This window comes from Bacillus seohaeanensis (genome assembly GCF_042684945.1).
In the GTDB taxonomy this organism is placed as follows: Bacteria; Bacillota; Bacilli; order Bacillales; family Bacillaceae_B; genus Rossellomorea; species Rossellomorea seohaeanensis.
Genome location: NZ_JBHUMF010000031.1, coordinates 1,010,762 through 1,029,268, shown reverse-complemented (window position 1 = coordinate 1,029,268; position 18,507 = coordinate 1,010,762). Strand labels below are relative to the sequence as shown.

20 protein-coding genes are annotated in these 18,507 nt (G+C 35.7%); 14 read left to right on the top strand and 6 right to left on the bottom strand.

Annotated elements, in window-relative coordinates; genetic code table 11:
* Positions 1-96: 96 nt before the first annotated feature.
* Both ACFSUL_RS18275 and lexA read right to left on the bottom strand, forming a co-directional pair.
* Entirely contained in the window at positions 97-282 is a 186-nt protein-coding gene (locus tag ACFSUL_RS18275; RefSeq protein ID WP_377937321.1) for a hypothetical protein, read from the bottom strand.
* A gap of 352 nt (positions 283-634) precedes the next feature.
* The gene (gene lexA, locus ACFSUL_RS18270) at positions 635-1,255 is read right to left on the bottom strand and encodes a transcriptional repressor LexA (protein WP_071412690.1); all 621 of its coding nucleotides are present in this window, start codon (positions 1,253-1,255) and stop codon (positions 635-637) included.
* 159 nt (positions 1,256-1,414) lie between these two features.
* Here lexA and yneA point away from each other — a divergent pair, with 159 nt between their 5' ends.
* From yneA to ACFSUL_RS18230, 8 genes are all read left to right on the top strand, one after another.
* Complete coding sequence (yneA, locus tag ACFSUL_RS18265; RefSeq protein WP_377937320.1) at positions 1,415-1,741, top strand: cell division suppressor protein YneA; 327 nt, start codon at positions 1,415-1,417, stop codon at positions 1,739-1,741.
* Between the two features lie 17 nt (positions 1,742-1,758).
* On the top strand, positions 1,759-2,424 hold the full coding sequence (locus tag ACFSUL_RS18260) for a YneB family resolvase-like protein (RefSeq protein ID WP_377937319.1): 666 nt from the start codon (positions 1,759-1,761) through the stop codon (positions 2,422-2,424).
* A gap of 161 nt (positions 2,425-2,585) precedes the next feature.
* Positions 2,586-2,819 (top strand): DUF896 domain-containing protein, encoded by a 234-nt coding sequence (locus ACFSUL_RS18255; RefSeq protein WP_377937318.1) that lies wholly within the window; start codon positions 2,586-2,588, stop codon positions 2,817-2,819.
* A gap of 428 nt (positions 2,820-3,247) precedes the next feature.
* Positions 3,248-5,254 (top strand): transketolase, encoded by a 2,007-nt coding sequence (gene tkt / locus ACFSUL_RS18250; protein WP_377937317.1) that lies wholly within the window; start codon positions 3,248-3,250, stop codon positions 5,252-5,254.
* Positions 5,255-5,285: 31 nt separating this feature from the next.
* On the top strand, positions 5,286-5,852 hold the full coding sequence (locus ACFSUL_RS18245) for a GNAT family N-acetyltransferase (RefSeq protein ID WP_377937316.1): 567 nt from the start codon (positions 5,286-5,288) through the stop codon (positions 5,850-5,852).
* Positions 5,853-5,940: 88 nt separating this feature from the next.
* On the top strand, positions 5,941-6,381 hold the full coding sequence (sirA, locus tag ACFSUL_RS18240; protein WP_377937315.1) for a sporulation inhibitor of replication protein SirA: 441 nt from the start codon (positions 5,941-5,943) through the stop codon (positions 6,379-6,381).
* An 83-nt stretch (positions 6,382-6,464) separates the two neighbouring features.
* Positions 6,465-6,680, top strand: a complete 216-nt coding sequence (locus ACFSUL_RS18235; RefSeq protein ID WP_071412685.1) for a YneF family protein — start codon at positions 6,465-6,467, stop codon at positions 6,678-6,680.
* A 299-nt stretch (positions 6,681-6,979) separates the two neighbouring features.
* Positions 6,980-8,119, top strand: coding sequence for a CamS family sex pheromone protein (locus ACFSUL_RS18230; protein WP_377937314.1), 1,140 nt, complete (start codon positions 6,980-6,982; stop codon positions 8,117-8,119).
* Between the two features lie 73 nt (positions 8,120-8,192).
* On the opposite strand, the gene ACFSUL_RS18225 is transcribed toward ACFSUL_RS18230, so the two are convergent.
* Positions 8,193-8,789, bottom strand: coding sequence for a YdcF family protein (locus ACFSUL_RS18225; protein WP_377937313.1), 597 nt, complete (start codon positions 8,787-8,789; stop codon positions 8,193-8,195).
* Between the two features lie 282 nt (positions 8,790-9,071).
* Between ACFSUL_RS18225 and ACFSUL_RS18220 the strand changes: the two genes are divergently transcribed.
* Together ACFSUL_RS18220 and ACFSUL_RS18215 are read left to right on the top strand one after the other, a co-directional pair.
* Complete coding sequence (locus tag ACFSUL_RS18220; RefSeq protein ID WP_377937312.1) at positions 9,072-10,820, top strand: ABC transporter transmembrane domain-containing protein; 1,749 nt, start codon at positions 9,072-9,074, stop codon at positions 10,818-10,820.
* A gap of 3 nt (positions 10,821-10,823) precedes the next feature.
* On the top strand, positions 10,824-12,620 hold the full coding sequence (locus tag ACFSUL_RS18215; RefSeq protein WP_377937311.1) for an ABC transporter ATP-binding protein: 1,797 nt from the start codon (positions 10,824-10,826) through the stop codon (positions 12,618-12,620).
* A gap of 166 nt (positions 12,621-12,786) precedes the next feature.
* Here ACFSUL_RS18215 and ACFSUL_RS18210 read toward each other — a convergent pair whose 3' ends face one another.
* A complete protein-coding gene (locus ACFSUL_RS18210) occupies positions 12,787-12,963 on the bottom strand; it encodes a Spo0E family sporulation regulatory protein-aspartic acid phosphatase (protein WP_084778410.1) in 177 nt (58 codons plus the stop codon).
* A 360-nt stretch (positions 12,964-13,323) separates the two neighbouring features.
* Between ACFSUL_RS18210 and ACFSUL_RS18205 the strand changes: the two genes are divergently transcribed.
* From ACFSUL_RS18205 to ACFSUL_RS18195, 3 genes are all read left to right on the top strand, one after another.
* Positions 13,324-14,031 (top strand): cytochrome c biogenesis CcdA family protein, encoded by a 708-nt coding sequence (locus ACFSUL_RS18205; protein WP_377937767.1) that lies wholly within the window; start codon positions 13,324-13,326, stop codon positions 14,029-14,031.
* A 123-nt stretch (positions 14,032-14,154) separates the two neighbouring features.
* Entirely contained in the window at positions 14,155-14,517 is a 363-nt protein-coding gene (locus tag ACFSUL_RS18200; protein ID WP_377937310.1) for a response regulator, read from the top strand.
* 159 nt (positions 14,518-14,676) lie between these two features.
* On the top strand, positions 14,677-15,159 hold the full coding sequence (locus ACFSUL_RS18195; RefSeq protein WP_377937309.1) for a CcdC family protein: 483 nt from the start codon (positions 14,677-14,679) through the stop codon (positions 15,157-15,159).
* Positions 15,160-15,287: 128 nt separating this feature from the next.
* On the opposite strand, the gene ACFSUL_RS18190 is transcribed toward ACFSUL_RS18195, so the two are convergent.
* The gene (locus ACFSUL_RS18190; RefSeq protein ID WP_071412680.1) at positions 15,288-15,713 is read right to left on the bottom strand and encodes a DUF2621 domain-containing protein; all 426 of its coding nucleotides are present in this window, start codon (positions 15,711-15,713) and stop codon (positions 15,288-15,290) included.
* A gap of 597 nt (positions 15,714-16,310) precedes the next feature.
* Between ACFSUL_RS18190 and ACFSUL_RS18185 the strand changes: the two genes are divergently transcribed.
* Positions 16,311-17,648 carry an ATP-binding protein gene (locus ACFSUL_RS18185; protein ID WP_377937308.1) on the top strand — a complete coding sequence of 446 codons (1,338 nt, stop codon included), beginning with the start codon at positions 16,311-16,313 and terminating at the stop codon, positions 17,646-17,648.
* A 66-nt stretch (positions 17,649-17,714) separates the two neighbouring features.
* On the opposite strand, the gene ACFSUL_RS18180 is transcribed toward ACFSUL_RS18185, so the two are convergent.
* The gene (locus ACFSUL_RS18180; protein ID WP_377937307.1) at positions 17,715-18,182 is read right to left on the bottom strand and encodes a hypothetical protein; all 468 of its coding nucleotides are present in this window, start codon (positions 18,180-18,182) and stop codon (positions 17,715-17,717) included.
* Between the last annotated feature and the right edge of the window lie 325 nt (positions 18,183-18,507).

Below are 18,507 nucleotides of genomic sequence, written 5' to 3'. Positions count from 1 at the left end.
AGATCAAAGTTTGACCAAAAGGTTTCCATTCTACAACGTTTTTATAACAATATAAAAAAGGCCCAGAAAAACTGAGCCTGCATAAAATACGATGATTTACTTACCAAACAGTGTCATTATGGCCTTATAAATAAGGACAAACGAAAACACTACAACAGCAAAAATAGCAATGGCAGTAATGATAGTCTGGAAGCTTGATAAAAATGGAATATCTAAAGGTACTTTTAGAAGTGCAAACCCAGCTAGTATACCAGCTATCATTGTAAAAATAAATCTGTCCATAAAAATCTCCTCCCATAGCAATATATGTTCAAGGAGAATGATTATTGACAGGTATTGATTTACAAAAAAACGTCCTAATTGCAGACTGAAATACTATCTATTCTCTGCCCTTTAAAGTGTCTAAAAAACGAGTACACTCTTTCATAAACTAATAATTGAAAAAAGGAGGGGGGCTATGAGTGAAGAAAGTACGGTAATAGTACAGACGTAGATAGAATTGGATACCATTTATAACGGGAAAGTAAAAAGGGACAACTAACTAAACTGGTTATCCCTTTCTTTATTGTAATAATTATTTAGACTTGTATACTAAGAGATGTTGCCTGTGTGCGATTCTAAATAAGCAAAAGCATTAATGGACTTGACGATATACACCAATGACTTTTCCTAATATAGAAACATTTCTTAATATGATGGGCTCCATTATGGAATTCTCTGGTTGTAAACGGATATAATCCTTTTCCTTGAAGAAACGTTTAACAGTTGCTTCGTCCTCTTCTGTCATTGCAACAACAATGTCACCATTATTAGCTGCTTGTTGTTGACGGACAATAACAAAATCTCCATTCAGTATTCCTGCTTCAATCATACTGTCTCCCATAATTTCAAGCATAAATACTTGTTCATCTGCTGGAGCTAATCTTTCAGGTAAGGGGAAAAACTCTTCCACGTTTTCTACTGCAGTAATAGGCTGTCCGGCTGTCACTTTACCGATTAACGGTACGTTCACTACATTTTGTCTTGGGATGTTGTCTTCTTCTAGATTTAAAATCTCAATTGCTCTTGGTTTAGTGGGATCTCTTCGAATCAAGCCTTTGCTTTCCAATCGGGCTAAATGACCGTGTACCGTTGAACTAGAGGCTAACCCGACAGCTTCTCCTATTTCCCTTACAGAAGGTGGATATCCTTTTGTCCTAACTGCTTCTTTAATATACTCCAAAATATCATTTTGTCTTTTGGACAATTTACTCATTTGCACACACCTCTACTATAATTATTCTGGTAATTATAGTATAGCATGGCATCCTAGTAGATACAAACATAAGTTCGAATTTTTTAGTTGACTACAAACGAATGTTCGTATTAGAATGTAACTACAAACAGAACAAGTATTCGTATGGGGGTTATCATAATGTTAAATTTTATTTGGAAACGATTTTCTTATGTTATTATTCTATTAATCTTAGGAGTTGCATCCTTTTCGTTATTTTTAATTCATGTATCATCGCAGCCAGAATATGAACAAATAACGGTAAAACAGGGTGATACGCTTTGGACTATAGCAGAACGGTATGAAGGAAGCCATAGTATGACGAGTGAAGAATTTATTGATTGGATTGGTAAGGAAAATAATCTCTCCACTTTCAAAATAACCGAGGGGGAATTACTAACATTACCTGTTACAGAAAAAGCAATAAAACATAACACCGATGTCCAACTTGCATTAAATGAAGATTAAGAATAGAGGGGGATACGATGAAGGCGTTGATTTACTGTAGAGTAAGTACAAAAAAAGAGACACAAGAATCGTCGCTGGAAAGGCAAGAAATTGAATTGGTGAACCTTGCCGAATCACATGGGTTTGAAGTGTACAAGGTTATTAAAGATCAGGCGAGCGGTTACGATTTAGACCGTCCAGGTGTATTTGAAATATTAGACCTTATAAAAGAGTCTGAAATAGAAGCAATATTTATCCAAGATGAAACTAGAATTGGACGAGGAAACGCAAAAATAGCTCTAATACATTGTCTTTTAAAAGAGAATGTGAAAATTATCAGTTTAAGTCATAGTGGGGAATTGCATTTATCTGAATCTGATTCAATGGTAATCAATATCGTAAGCATGGTAGAAGAATACCAAAGGAAATTACATAATTTAAAAATTAAAAGAGGCATGAAAAGAGCGGTAGAAAAAGGATACCGACCATATAAAAATTTAAAAAATAAAGGTAATCTTGAGGGAAGAGAAAGAATAGAAGTACCGATAGAGGAAATTATTCGCCTAAGAAAAAATGATCTTACGTTTTCTGAAATAGCTGCAACTTTAAGGGGATTTGGGTACAACATTTCCAAAGCAACCGTACATCGACGATATCAGGAATACGTCAATAACCAAAACGAAGAAGAAACCTCTGAATACTAGGAAATAAGTTTAACTGGCAATTAGAACAAACTTTTAGTATCGGGAATATTAAGGACAACTTCAAATCCGTAATTCTTGTCTTATTCCTTTTTTTCTAGTAACATGTCGATATAATTATTCTTGAAAATACGTTATGGAATAGATATAAAGGGGTTTTTATCATGCTTTCAAAAAAGAAAATGAATAGAATTAACGAACTCGCTAAAAAGGCAAAAGCCACAGGGTTATCACCTGAAGAGGCGAAAGAGCAAACAAAACTTAGGAAAGAATATTTAGAGACATTTCGCAAATCAATGAAAAGTACGATTGAAAGTACAAGAGTATTCGATCCTGACGGCAATGAAGTAACACCTCAGAAACTTCAAGATATACAAAGTAAGAAAAAAATGCATTAATAAATATAACATGTTTTTAAAAGGGTTGACCACAAGTGCCTAGCCCTCCCAATTAACTAATAGAAAGTACTAGTTTTCGAGGTACTGTATTTAGTTAAGGAGGTACCTAGCACTTTTTTTGGGTCAACTTCTTTTGTATTTTGGCTGTTTTTGTAAAGATTGTTGCTCTTTAACGGAAATCAACGGGAAAAATTCATAAGTAAAAACAACAATCCATGAGAAAAGAGCCTTTATTTTTATCCCCTCCCGTATCCCGTAACTATTTTTTCATGAAACTCCTTAAACTAAGTTGCACTTGACTAAAGTGAACTTTTAGCGGAAAAAAGTTTTTTGTGAATAATAATAATGATATTATTCAAGATAGTTGTATAAACACGTAAAGAATATTATATTATAAGGGAAGATAGAAAAGGAAGGATGTCTGACTTATGTTTGATAATACAGATCAGTTAGCTATTAATACTATTCGTACACTATCGATTGATGCAATTGAAAAAGCCAATTCCGGTCACCCGGGAATGCCGATGGGAGCAGCTCCTATGGCATACACTTTATGGTCTAAATTTATGAACCATAATCCTAAAAATCCTGATTGGTTCAACCGCGATCGCTTTGTTCTATCTGCGGGTCATGGTTCTATGCTGTTATACAGTCTATTACACCTATCAGGTTATGATGTTTCAATGGAAGATTTAAAAGAATTCCGTCAGTGGGGAAGTAAAACACCAGGACATCCTGAATATGGTCATACACCAGGAGTAGAGGCAACAACTGGACCATTAGGACAAGGTCTTGCAATGGCAGTAGGTATGTCTCTAGCAGAAAGACATTTAGCCTCTGTTTATAATAAAGACAATTATAATATAGTAGATCACTTTACATATTCTATTTGTGGTGATGGCGATTTAATGGAAGGTATTTCTTCAGAAGCAGCTTCTTTAGCTTCCCACCTCAAATTAGGGCGTTTAGTAGTTCTTTATGATTCAAATGACATATCACTTGATGGAGATTTGAATAAGTCATTCTCTGAAAGTATTGAAGGAAGATTCCAGTCTTATGGATGGCAATACATTCGCGTAGAAGACGGAAATAATTTAGATGAAATTGCTGCGGCAATTGAAGAAGCCAAGTCCGATACTAACCGACCAACAATGATCGAAGTAAGAACGGTAATTGGCTACGGATCTCCAAATAAATCCGGAAAATCAGCTGTTCATGGTGCTCCACTTGGAAGTGAAGAACGTACACTTACTAGAGAAGCATATAAATGGACTTTTGAGGAAGACTTCCATGTGCCAGAAGAAGTGTATGAACGCTTTAAGCAACAAATGGTAGATGCAGGACAAGAAAAAGAAAAACAATGGGATGAAATGTTTGCGCAATACAAACAAGAATACCCAGAACTCGCTGCGCAGTTTGAAACAGCGATTAAAGGTGAGTTTCCAGAAGGATGGGACAAAGATATCCCAGTCTATGAAGAAGGTAAAAGTGTAGCTAGCCGTGCATCTTCAGGTGAAGTACTTAATGCAATTGCGAAAAACCTTCCATCTTTCATTGGTGGATCAGCTGACTTAGCTGGATCTAATAAAACAATGATTAAAGATGAAGCCGATTACTCAGCAGAGTCATATGAAGGAAGAAATATTTGGTTTGGTGTTCGTGAATTCGGTATGGGAGCTGCGATGAATGGTATAGCTCTTCATGGTGGGTTACAAATATTCGGCGGTACTTTCTTTGTTTTCAGTGATTACTTAAGACCTGCTATTCGTTTGGCAGCACTTATGGGACTACCTGTAACATATGTCTTTACTCATGATAGTATTGCCGTTGGAGAAGATGGTCCAACACATGAGCCAATTGAACAGCTTCCATCTCTACGAGCAATGCCGAACCTTTCTGTTATCCGTCCAGCTGATGGTAACGAAGTCGCAGCTGCTTGGAGAGTAGCGGTAACTTCTAAAGACAAACCAACTGCACTTGTTCTTACTAGACAGAATTTACCTACATTAAAGGATACTGCAACGAATGCTCAAGAAGGTGTGGAAAAAGGTGCTTATGTTGTTTCTCCAGCTGGTAAAGAACAAGCTGATGCATTACTTCTTGCAACTGGATCAGAAGTTAACTTAGCAGTAGAAGCACAAAGTATTCTAGAAAAAGAAGGTATCAGCGTTTCGGTTGTCAGCATGCCTTCATGGGATCGCTTTGAGCAGCAGTCTAAAGAGTATAAAGAGTCTGTTATTCCAAAATCAGTGAAAAAACGTCTTGGTATTGAAATGGCTGCCCCACTTGGTTGGGACCGCTACGTTGGAGATGAAGGAGACATTTTAGCTATCAATGGTTATGGTGCATCCGCTCCTGGAGAGAAGGTTCTTGCGGAATATGGCTTTACTCCTGAAAACGTTGTGTCCCGTGTGAAAGTATTATTACAAAATTAAGAGTGAAACAGAACAAGCTGCTGACAAAAAATTGTTAGCAGCTTTTCTTTTTGCTCGATTGTGCCTGGCACAGAAGCTACTATATGTACCAGGTACAATAAACCATGTAAAGAACTTTAAAGAGGTGGTCTCCATCGTCATAATAAAAAAAGAAACTTCAGGCGATCGTAGCAGATTCCTTCCACTTCTACTTTTAGCGGATGAATCGGAGGAAGTAGTTAAGGAATATATCGATAAAGGTATTTTATATACTATTTGGGTGAATAGTAATGTGGCTGGTGTTGTTCAATTAATAGAATTAGATGATGCGACAATGGAAATCAAAAATATTGCACTTAAGCCCGAGGATCAAGGAAAAGGGTATGGAAAAAAAGTTTTGCAGATGCTAGTAGCGGAAGTAGAGCGGTTAGGAAAAAAATCTATTATTGTCGGTACGGCAAATTCCAGTATTGATAATATTATATTCTATCAAAAATGTGGGTTTAGAATGGTTGCGATAAAGAAAGACTTCTTTTTGGACTATCCGGAACCAATCTATGAAAATGGAATACAAGCTGTTGATATGATTATGTTCAAATTGGATATTCGACAAAACTAGTGGATGTTTTTAACAGTTTGTGACAGTCAATCTACTTGCCTTCCTTTATACTAATATGAAAGGAAAAAGGAAAGTAGGGGGAGAAAAAATGGTACGCTCATATCAAGTCTATTGGATCGAAAATGAATTTGCCGATTACTTTTACGGACGAGAGAGAACGTTTTATAATCTATTTTCTCAACTAGAAAGTGCAAAAGGTTCCTTACATACAATTATAAATACGCAAGTTAACTATATTACGAAGCCAATCCCATTTTTGCCAACAAAGAGAATGATTGAACAAGGCTTATCGAAAAAAGATAGTATCAAACCAAAAGATAATGAAATGATAGTGGAAGAAAGTGGTTGTGGAGCTAAAATAGTGATTACAGAGCGTTGTATAAAGCTTGATGTATGGGGTACGAAAGATTGGGAGTCTTTTTTCTTTGAAATCCTTCGGAAAAGTGACCAAAAACTCCTTGCGATTGATTTAAAAAATGAAAGATTTGGCTGGTTAAAACCAATAAAACAAAGAAAATATATATATTAAAAGAAATTATCACGGAAATATTGTATAATGTTTCTTGGTTTAGTACACTTTGATAAGGACAACATGAAGGAGGAAGTGGAAATATGTTTTATTACATTCTAGTCGGTGTTCTAGCACTATTAGCTGGAGTCGCACTAGGATTTTTCATTGCTCGTAAATATATGATGAGCTACCTAAAGAAAAATCCACCAATTAATGAACAAATGTTACGAATGATGATGATGCAAATGGGTCAAAAGCCATCGCAAAAGAAAATCAATCAAATGATGAATGCTATGAATAAACAACAAGGTAAATAAAGTGATACTTCCATTAATCAGGTTAATTCCTGCTAATTAGAAGAAAACTTTCGGTCTTAGTTGGAGATTAGACTTTGCAAGATGAACAATCTTAAAGCAAAGGTATTCCATCTATACGTGCTGAAAAGAAGGCTGACAGTAAGTGGGATTCCGCTTCTCGTGTCAGTCTTTTTTTCTTTCTAGAGGAAGTCTAGTGAATGGAAATGGTTGAGAAAGGGAAGTTTTACTTTATAAAACTTCTTTTTACATAGGGTGTCAGCAAGAAAATTATGATAGAATTAGGTCTCGGAGGGAGACATATGAAAAAAACAATAGCAGTTTCTTTATCTTTGCTTTTCCTGCTTTCGGGGTGTGGATCTACGAATGAACCTGAAGAAGTAATGGATGAAAATAAAATTGATATTCATGACCAAACAAGCGGCAATGGTGCAAGAGAGTACTTAAAATATAATGTGAAAAGTGATAGCTTTGCGGTTAATAGGGGACTAATTACAGAAACAATCAACAATAAAATTGATATGGATGAAATCGAAACAGGGCTTATGACGTTATCAAAAGAATTCTTTTCACCTGACACATTTCTTTATGAAGAAGGGCAGTTTTTAACGGATGTTACGAGCTGGATTGGAAGAAAATCTGCGGATAATCAACAAGGATTGAATCCTGAGATAAAAGTAACGGATGACATGGGTTGGGAAAAGAAAATGGAGATTCAAAAGAAGAACCCAATGTATTTAGCTTATATCCATGAACAAAATTACGTTGACACAAAAGGGAATATAAAGGGAATTTCACTAGGATTAGCGATGAACACCATTGATTATATACGTGTGCAAGATAGTCAAGGGCTCATGCACTTTGGTGAAGTACGAATCGATAAGAAAGAGATGGAAAAGCAAGGAAGAGAAATGGCAGAAAAGGTAATTAGCCGCGTAAGAAAGATTGAAGGGCTAGGAAATATTCCAATTATGATTTCACTTTATAATGTACAAGAGCAAAATAGTGTTATTCCAGGAAATTACTATGCCTATTCTTTTGTAAAGGAAAATGAGAACAAGATAAAAAATTGGGAACAGGTAAACCAACAATACTACTATTTTCCATCCGATGCTGGAGAAAAAAAGGATAGGGACATGGCAGAACGTTTACTAAACCTTGAAGATTATGTGAATCAATATTTTACAAATCAAGATATTGATTTTGTTGGAAAAGCGTTATATGAAGAAGAGGATATAACGAAACTGGTTATAGAAGTGTCTTCAGAAATGATTAAATCTCCAGAAATTATTGGTTTTTCACAAGCAATCGTACCAGAACTGGTCGATTATTTTCCACACACGCCTGCGTATGTATATGTGAAAACACCAAAAGGAATTAAAGCAACGATTATTAAAGAAGAGGATCAAGAACCTTTCGTTCACATTCATGAAGATAACTAATCCAAATCTAATTGTATACAAAAACACATGGATGAAAATTCCATGTGTTTTTTGTTGGTGATTAGAATATTAGCTACCTAAAGGGAAGGGTTATAATATAGCCGACATAGAAAAACAATTCTCGAAAGAAAAAAGGAAGTTTGGTCGTGAAGCTTTTATACACAGAACTTGGTGTTGGCGAGGAATAAACCTCCATATCTAAATCTTCTGCCATTAACATAGCTCGTTTCATATGTAGCGGATCACTAACAATAGTAAAACTGTTCATATCATTTTTTACTGCTATGCCTTTTGCGTACTGAAGGTTTTCTTCTGTTATTTTAGATTTAGTCTCAATGAAAATATCCTCTGAATTCACGTTATTCTTAATGGCGTACATTCTTGCTACTTCTGATTCAGCAAACGTATCATCGTCGCCTTTACCACCTGTAAATATCAATTTATCTACATAATGATTCTCATAAAGCCAGATGGAATGATTTATTCTTTCTCTTAGTACAGGTGACGGCTTATCCCTGAGAGTTGCTGCACCAAGTACAATAGCTGCATCCGTTTTAACTAATTGATTTTTGTCAGCGAAAGACCAAATACCGTAAGCAGAGTAGCAAATAAAAAGTAAGAATAACACGACTACGATTAAAGCTGTTTTGAGTAACAATTTTTTTATCATATCGTTACAATCCCCCAACTCCATCATATCATTATTTAACGCATCTATTTTAATTTAGATTATCATACTTCTTACTGTCCCTATAATTCATATATAATTAGTGAAAAAATAATTTCTAATTTTTTTAAAATTTGGTAAAATAAAATGGTGTTTTTGACGACATGCTTCTAAATAAATTTAAAACTATTGCATAGAAAGTTGAGGTTGAATGTAAAGAGTGCTAGACATCCATGAATCATCCTACTATTAATAGAATACTTTGAACCAACTCGGAGGTTACATATGAAGGTTTTTTTGGATTTAATGTGGTTTTTTAAGCAGGAAAAAAAATCGTATACTATAGGAATTGTTTTATTGCTATTTGTAGCTTTTTTACAGTTAGTTCCGCCAAAGATTGTCGGATACATGGTAGATGCGATAAGAGCGGATGAGCTTACGGCGAAAGGTTTATGGACGTGGGTTGCAGTCCTAATTGTTTCCGCTCTCCTCATGTACATTTTAAGATACTTTTGGAGAATTATGATTTTTGGTTCTGCTGTAAAACTTTCTCGTCTACTTCGAAATCGTCTCTATCAACACTTTACTAATATGACTTCTTCGTTTTTTCAAAGGCGAAGAGTTGGAGATCTTATGGCACATGCAACGAATGATCTGCAAGCGATACAGCAAACGGCAGGTTCCGGTATTTTGACGCTTGTTGATTCATTGGCAACGGGCGGATTTGTCATTATTGCGATGGCGGCAACGATAAGTTGGAAGCTGACACTCATTGCTTTACTACCAATGCCGTTTATGGCGGTTTTGACTAGTTATTATGGAACATTGCTTCACAAACGGTTTCATAAAGCACAAGAAGCGTTTTCTGCTTTGAATGATAAAACACAGGAGAGTGTATCAGGGATTAAGGTTATAAAAACATTTGGTCAAGAAAAAGAAGATATTGAAGATTTCCGAAAACAATCCGAAGATGTTGTCCAAAAGAACATCTCTGTTGCGAAGGTGGATTCCTTATTCGACCCTACTATTTCTATAATTGTCGGAATATCCTTCTTTTTATCTGTTACTTTTGGAGCGCGATTTGTTATGCATGGTGACTTGACGATAGGGGAACTTGTTGCATTTACTACTTATTTAGGATTGTTAATTTGGCCAATGCTCGCTTTTGGTTGGTTATTTAATATCGTAGAGCGTGGGAGAGCCTCGTATGATCGTGTTTCGCAATTATTATCAGAGGATATTGAAATAAAAAATATAGACGACCCAATTAAAGAAAGACCTACAGGAAATATTGAATTTAATGTTTCAGCGTTTTCTTATCCAAATGAAGACGAACCTGCATTAAAGGACATCCATTTTACCTTAAATAAAGGCGAAACATTAGGAATTGTAGGGAAAACTGGAGCAGGAAAGACGACGCTTTTAAAAGCATTGCTACGTGAGTTTGAAGGATATGAAGGAACAATAGAGTTTGGTGGCCATTCTATTAAAGAATACGAAATGACAAAACTAAGAGAAGCTTTTGGGTATGTTCCACAAGATCATTTTCTATTTTCGGCTACGATTGCGGAAAATATTGCTTTTACAGATCCATTAGCGTCGCGCGAAGAAATTGAAAAAGCAGCAAGCCTTGCTTATATTCACGACGATATTCTTGCATTCACTGATGGCTATGAGACAGTTGTTGGCGAGCGTGGTGTATCGTTATCTGGAGGGCAAAAACAGCGCATCAGTATAGCAAGAGCCTTACTGATGGAGCCAGAGGTACTAATTTTAGATGACTCTTTATCCGCAGTAGATGCGAAAACAGAGGAAACGATTCTCCATTCGCTTCGAACAGAAAGACAGCAAAAAACAACGATTATAACAGCGCATCGATTAAGTGCTATTCAGCACGCCAATCTTATTCTTGTGCTAGAGAGCGGAAAAGTTGTTGAAAAAGGAACACATGATGAATTGATGAGAGAAGATGGATGGTATAAAGAAATGTTCCTCCGTCAGCAATTAGAAGAACTTGTGGAGCATGGAGGATAGACAATGGAAAAAATACCCACATTAACAACGAAAGAACAGCGAAATGTTTTTATCCGATTAATGAAATATACGAAGCCGCATAAGAAAACGATTACGATTGCATTTTTTCTTTTGTTACTGATGACAATAGGGGATGTGTTAGGCCCTATCTTAGTAAAGGTTTTCATTGATGATTACCTCACACCAAGAGAATTTCCTTTTGGTCCATTACTAGGGTTAGCTGCTGCTTATCTTGGCATTCAGATTGGTAATGTTATTGTTTCCTATTATCAATTATTAAAATTCCAAGTAATCGCTCTTAAAATTATTCAGCAATTACGAGTCGATGTGTTTTCCAAAGTACAAAGTCTAGGAATGAGGTTTTTCGATAAAACACCGGCAGGAAGTATCGTTTCGCGAGTAACAAATGATACAGAGGCAATTAAAGAAATGTTTGTTAGTGTACTAGTATCTTTTATTCAAGGAAGTTTCCTGCTTATTGGTATTTTTATTGCCATGTTTGCCCTCAATGTTCAACTTGCACTCTTTTGTTTACTAATACTTCCTGTCCTTTTTCTTATTATGAAGGCTTATCGAAAGTATAGCTCTATCTTTTATTTAGATATGAGGGAGAGATTAAGTCAACTAAATGCCAAGTTGAGCGAATCATTACAAGGAATGTCAATTATTCAAGTATTCCGTCAAGAAAAAAGATTGAGGGAAGAGTTTGGCACAATTAATGACAAACATTATGATGCAGGCATGAAAAATATAAAAATTGATGGGTTGTTATTACGTCCTGCAATTGATTTAGTTTACGTTGGGGCACTTGTTCTCGTGCTGAGTTTCTTTGGAATAACGTCATTTGAAAATCCAATTGAAATTGGTGTGCTGTATGCATTTGTTAATTACTTAGATCGCTTCTTTGAACCGGTTAACCAAATCATGCAACGACTTTCTTTATTTCAGCAGGCAATCATCGCTTCCTCTCGCGTGTTTAAATTGCTCGATGAAAAGGAAATGGCACCAGCTCAAGCAGTCGACGAAAACGCTGAAATTAATGCTGGGGAAATTGAATTTAAAAACGTTTCTTTTTCTTATGATAATCAAAAAGATGTATTAAAAAATATAACGTTTACCGCAAAACCAGGAGAAACAGTTGCACTTGTTGGCCACACAGGTAGTGGAAAAAGCTCTATTATTAACTTGTTAATGAGGTTTTACGAGTTTAATAGGGGAGAAATAATGATAGACGGAAAATCGATTAAGGCATATGAAATGGATGCGTTAAGAAAACAGATGGGCTTAGTTTTACAAGATCCATTTCTATTTTTTGGTACGGTAAAAGATAATATCCGTCTCCATTCAGAACAGTTAACGGAGGAGGAGGTAATTGCTGCTGCCGAGTTCGTTCAGGCTCACAGCTTTATTGAGAAGCTACCAGATGGCTATGCTCATCCAGTAGTGGAGAGAGGCTCAACGTTTTCGAGTGGTCAGCGACAGTTGATTGCTTTTGCAAGAACGATTGCGACGCAGCCAAAAATTTTAGTATTGGATGAGGCGACAGCTAATATTGATACCGAAACAGAAGAAGCAATCCAGGGCGCACTTGCAAAAATGCGAAAAGGTAGAACGACTATTGCCATTGCTCATAGACTATCTACTATTCAAGACGCTGATTTAATTCTTGTACTACATCAAGGGGAAATCGTAGAAAGGGGAATGCATCAAGAGCTTCTGATGCAAAAAGGACTCTATCATAAAATGTATCTTTTGCAAAATGGATTAGTAGAAACGATGAAGGACGCAGTAGGGAAATGATAATTAACTAAAGGGCTATACTTCAATTGGAGTATAGCTTTCTTTCGTACATGAAAGTGGTGAAATAAAAAACACATGGATGTACTATCCGTGCGAATGAAAAGGAATTTTTCCAAAAAAAAAGAACTACTTAGGTAACTGGAGTAGTTCCATAGGTTTCACAACATTAATTGAATTGAGTGGAATATTCTTTTATATGTTTAGTATTATAGCTGTTTAACAGACGGTCGAGTTCTTGACTGAATTGAATGGCTTTTGGGGAGTTAAATCCAGTTTCAGCCACAATATCTATTAATTGAGCCCGTTTTCTTTCAATTCGTTCTAGTAGTTCTTGTTTAGACACGGCCCTTTGTCCTTTCTTTTCCTTTCTGTTTACATTCTGTATACAGAACTAGTAATTATTGTAACTTATTTAATAGTATAACGAAAATCAGGAGGGAATACAAAGAAAAATCTTCTCGTAAATTTATGTTTCTTAAGTAAAAATTTTCCGACAATTATAACCGAATAGGACTACTTTCTAATCAAACTAATGGAAGTGATGAACACTGTATGAATATAAAAGTTTAAAAAGGAATATGCAAGGTATATCGTGTTAGTTTCAATAAATTGACACAAATTCTTCACACAACGCCCACTCATAGTTCGTTAAGATATCTGATAGAATAGGGAGGAAGGAAGAAGTTAGGAGTTGTGAATGAAAATGGACGATTTGAATTTATTATTGGCCTTTGGAGCGGGGATACTTAGTTTTATATCACCATGTTGTTTACCGCTTTATCCAGCATTTTTATCCTATATAACTGGTATGTCCGTCAGTGATGTAAAAACGGGAAATGCTCTTATGCAGCGGCGTAGTCTTATACATACGATTTTCTTTTTAATTGGTTTTTCTTCAATCTTTATTATGCTTGGCTTCACCTCTTCCTTTGTCGGAAACTTTTTCTATCAGTATCAGGACCTTATTCGGCAGTTAGGGGCAATATTAATCGTAGTATTCGGGTTAATGGTTGTTGGGATCTTTACTCCTGAATTTCTGATGAAGGAACGGAAATACGAATTTAAAAACAGGCCCTCTGGTTATATTGGTTCAATCTTTATCGGTATGGCATTTGCGGCAGGTTGGACACCTTGTACTGGTCCGATTTTGGCTGCGGTTCTTGCTTTGTCTGCCTCCAATCCAGGGTCAGGTGTTATTTATATGACTTCCTATGTACTAGGTTTTGCTATCCCATTTTTAGTGCTATCGTTTTTCGTTGGAAAAATGCAATGGGTGAAAAGAAATAGCGGCAAAATCATGAAAGTCGGAGGATATATTATGATTTTGTTTGGTATTATGCTATTTTTTGATTGGATGACGATGCTATTAAGTTTATTCACTTCCCTTTTTGGGGGTTTTCAAGGATTCTAACTATTAGTAGTAAATGTTAATAATTGAAAGTTATATGTAATTAATGGTATATTTATGGAGGATATTGTATGAAGAAATTATAGATAAAAGATAATTGTTAGTGCTAGTGAGGGGGAAATCACTTTGGCAACAGTTTTAGTAGTGGATGATGCAAAGTTTATGAGAATGACGCTTTCTAATATGCTCGCTTCAAGCGGTCATACTGTAGTTGGAGAAGCGGAAAACGGAAAAATTGCTATTGAAAAGTATAAAGAATTACAACCTGATTTAGTTACGATGGACATAACAATGCCTGAAATGAATGGTGTGGATGCAGTGAAAGGAATACTAGCAGACTTTCCACATGCTAAAATAGTTATGTGCTCTGCAATGGGACAGCAAAAGGTTGTCGTAGAGGCCATTGAGGCTGGGGCAAAAGACTTTGTTGTAAAACCATTTGATGAAGTAAGAGTAGATGAGGCTATTAAAAGAGTATTAGGATTATAAGGGGGCTGAGAGTTGGATAATACAATCCATCTCGGCTCTTTTTCTTTGCCTGATCACATTTCTACTAAAGAAATGTTTCAATCATTCAATTTTATTTTGGATTTTACATAAAATAAGCTATAATGTTCTATAGAAAACACAGCTAAAAGGATGATGAAAATGGCTATTGCTTCATCCATTGTTGCGATATGTATGGGATTTTTCGTTCTTATTATTAGAACGAAAGCACAGAAAAAACCTGTAAATGCAAGAAAAATCATTCTTCCACCTATTTTCATGAGCACGGGAGCTTTAATGTTCTTATTCCCAATGTTTCGCGTTTCACCGGCGGAAATTTTAGAGGCTCTAGCAGTAGGAATGATTTTTTCGATATTATTAATAAAAACTTCCCGGTTTGAAATTCGTGATAATGATATTTATTTAAAACGTTCGAAAGCATTTGCTTTTATACTAATAGGGCTTTTATTAGTTCGAATTATCGCCAAGTTAGTGTTGAGCACATCTATTGATTATGGAGAATTGAGTGGGATGTTCTGGATACTCGCGTTTGGTATGATTGTTCCTTGGAGAGTGGCGATGTATCTTCAGTACAAAAAGCTCCATCAAACGAAGAAAAATATGATTTCGCCAAATTCCATATAAGTGGTTGAAGAAAAGAGAGTAGCAAAAAGGATGACCAATTGAGGTCATCCTTTTTGTTACTGTTCTTACTTGGGGTTACAAGAATGAAGAACATTTTTTATTCTTCTTTTCACTATATCGAAATAACTTTAAAACAGACTCTCATAGGGAGATACATCAATTTGCATTTCATCTAGTTTTTTTCGCAAAAACTTATGGTCTCTTTTCGGTGTTGCCAATATGTATCCCCGGATTATTAAATCTATTGTGATAGAAGATGCTTTTTCTTTCAGAGCGAGTTCTCCAATTCTACCTGCAATTTTTTGCTTTGCGACATCTCGAAATAGTTCAGGTACAGGGCTTACCAGTTCATTTAGCATATCCTTATTATCTTTATTCCATAAATGGATAGTTTGGTCAACATAGTACTCTTCCCAATCCATATCGGATTTTCCGTCTTCTTTTGGTAATCGTTTTAAAAACTTTCGGAACATAAAGAAGCCTCCAATAGCAAAAGAAACCACTAAAAAGACAACCCAAAAAAGGATAAAATATAAAAACCAACCGTCTAACATACTTTCACCTCAACTTCTTTTTAGAAAAGTGTAAGCGGCTCGATCAGCCTCAGGCATAGCATAAGACGGGCATCCCGGAAAGGCGTTCTTTGCCTTTTTGGGATGAATGGCTTATGACCTCGAGGGGCTAGCCGCTGGAACTAGACAATCCGAAAAGTGTAAGCGGCTCGATCAGCCTCAGGCATAGCATAAGACGAGCATCCCGGAAAGGCGTTCTTTGCCTTTTTGGGATGAATGGCTTATGACCTCGAGGGGCTAGCCGCTGGAACTAGACAACCCGAAAAGTGTAAGCAGCTTAATCAGAGGCGACAAGCATTTGATTGAAAACAAATGAGGTCGTTCTTTGACCTCGGCTGTTTGTACTCAAATGACCTCTATCCTCTAGCCACTGAAACTAGACAAAAAAGCAATAGATATCGTCTATAATTATAGACAACGTACAGTAAAGTGACAAGAAAATCCTCTTCTATTGATAAACAGATAAGAATATTATTCCAATTCCCTCTGTTAATTGTTATACTAGTAAAAAGACAAGTTTCGCAAAAATTCTTACTTTTTCGAGTTAATATTTAATGTTAGGGGGATTAAAGGGAGAAGATGTCTAAATATCGGGGTAGAATTGCTGGGATGTTGATCGGTTTTTTATTAGTTATTATTTGGAATTTTATCTTTTACTTTTTATTAGAAAGCCCAATTAATCTTCCATTAGATCTTTTGTATACTGTCATTCTCTGTGTTGTTGGCTTTTATTCGGGAAAGTCTTATGATATCAACAATAATAACCTTCAAGAGATGAAAGAAAAGGAAGCAGAAAATAAAAAGATCAATGATGAGATGCAGCATGTTTTACAAAATATTGAAGAAGTAGTGTTTCGAACGGACGAAAAGGGTCATTTCTTATATTTAAATCAAGCGTGGCAGTCACTTTCTGGATACTCTGTTATCGAAAGTCTATATAAAAATGCTTTCCATTTTCTTTCTTTAGGAGACCGCCAAGAGATTCTGCCTCTATTAAAAAGGTTGAAAGATGAGGGGAAAGATAAACATAAATTTGATGTAAGTTATCAAAAGAAAGAAGGCGGCGTTTTATGGGGAGAAATTCATCTGAAATTTCATTATGATAATAATGGTCGATTCATTGGGTCAGTTGGGACTATTATGGATATTACGGAACGGATACATACAGAAGAAGAGTTATTAGAAATGAATGAAGAATTGGCAATTGAGTCACAAAAATTAGCTGTGGCAGGCCAGCTTGCTGCAGGCATTGCACATGAAGTTAGAAATCCATTAACTTCTATTAGTGGTTTTCTTCAACTTATGCGGGATAATGCAACTAAAAAGCAAAGAGAATATTTAGACATTATTTTTGCAGAAATTAAGAGGATTGAATTAGTACTTGGTGAACTACTCATCCTAGCAAAACCACAGGCTATCGTGTTTAAAGAGTTTAATATTGTTGACACGCTCTACAACGTTTCGCAATTACTAAGTACAAACGCCATCCTTTATAATGTGAACATACATACGGAGTTTCAAAAAAATACCCTTAATATACGAGGGGACGAGAATCAGTTAAAACAGGTTTTTATTAATTTAATAAAAAATGGGATAGAATCAATGCCAAACGGAGGTACTATTACAATCAAAGCTGGCAAAGAGAACGGAAAAGTTTTCGTAAGTGTAGAAGATGAAGGAGCGGGAATGAAAAAAGAAACTCTTGATAAACTAGGAGAGCCTTTCTTCACTACAAAGACCAAAGGTACCGGCTTAGGATTAACGATTTGTTTAAGGATCCTACGAGATCACCGAGCAGATGTTCAAGTTCAAAGCTTTGAAGGAGAAGGAACTACCTTCCGCTTGAATTTTGAAGAAGTAAAACTAAAGAAGAAATGGAAGAAAAGCACCGGCATGTTGAAAGCGCCGGTTGGTTAATTTATTTCTTTCAGGACAGAAAACAGGTGAGACACCAAGAAAGGAGTCACCTGTTTTTTACGTGCTTTACTCGTGATCATCTTCTTTCCATATCGTGTCCTGCCAGCGAAAATAAATATAAATGATAACAGAAACGAGGAGCATGATTAAAAAATACTGCCATTCCTTTAAGTTTTTTATTGTACCGATGCCTAGTTTGTCAAGAATATCAAAAACAAAAAAGGAAAAAAATCCGTCAAAAACCATATTTGTTATCAAATATTTTACATAAGAATGATGAGTCAAAATAAATATCCAAAGTGTCCCGACCGCAAACACTCCATAGGCAAAGCTAACATCAATCATATGCCCCCAAGGAGCAATGTACTCATGGATTACCCACCAATCATACGTGTAGGCAATTTGGAAAACAATTGTCATCAGCAAAGCCGTGAATATTGTAACAGGCATAAATCGTTTTATAGTTGATTTTCTTATAAAAAATAAAGAAAACCACGGTAATATTAGAGCGATATAAAGTAAAATACGTGTCATGCTATCCCCCATCTTGGTTTTATTATAGTTATTACCGAAAAACGTATTTACATTCGTTTTCTTATAGAATTTCAACATTACTTGTCGGGGGAAATTTTGTTATTGTTTATAACTTACGAATAGTAGAATTAAAGGGGAAAAATTTCATCAATTAAGTAAGGTAAGGGTTCATGTTTTAAATTTGGGTAAAAAGGATTTTAGAAAGCTAAATTGTGAATTTTTCACACCGTATAATTTAGTAGAAAATTGATAAGTGTACGTTTTTTTATCTATGAACAGTCTGAAAAAGTAACAAGATAACTGGTGAGGGGCTCAGTTCTAAATG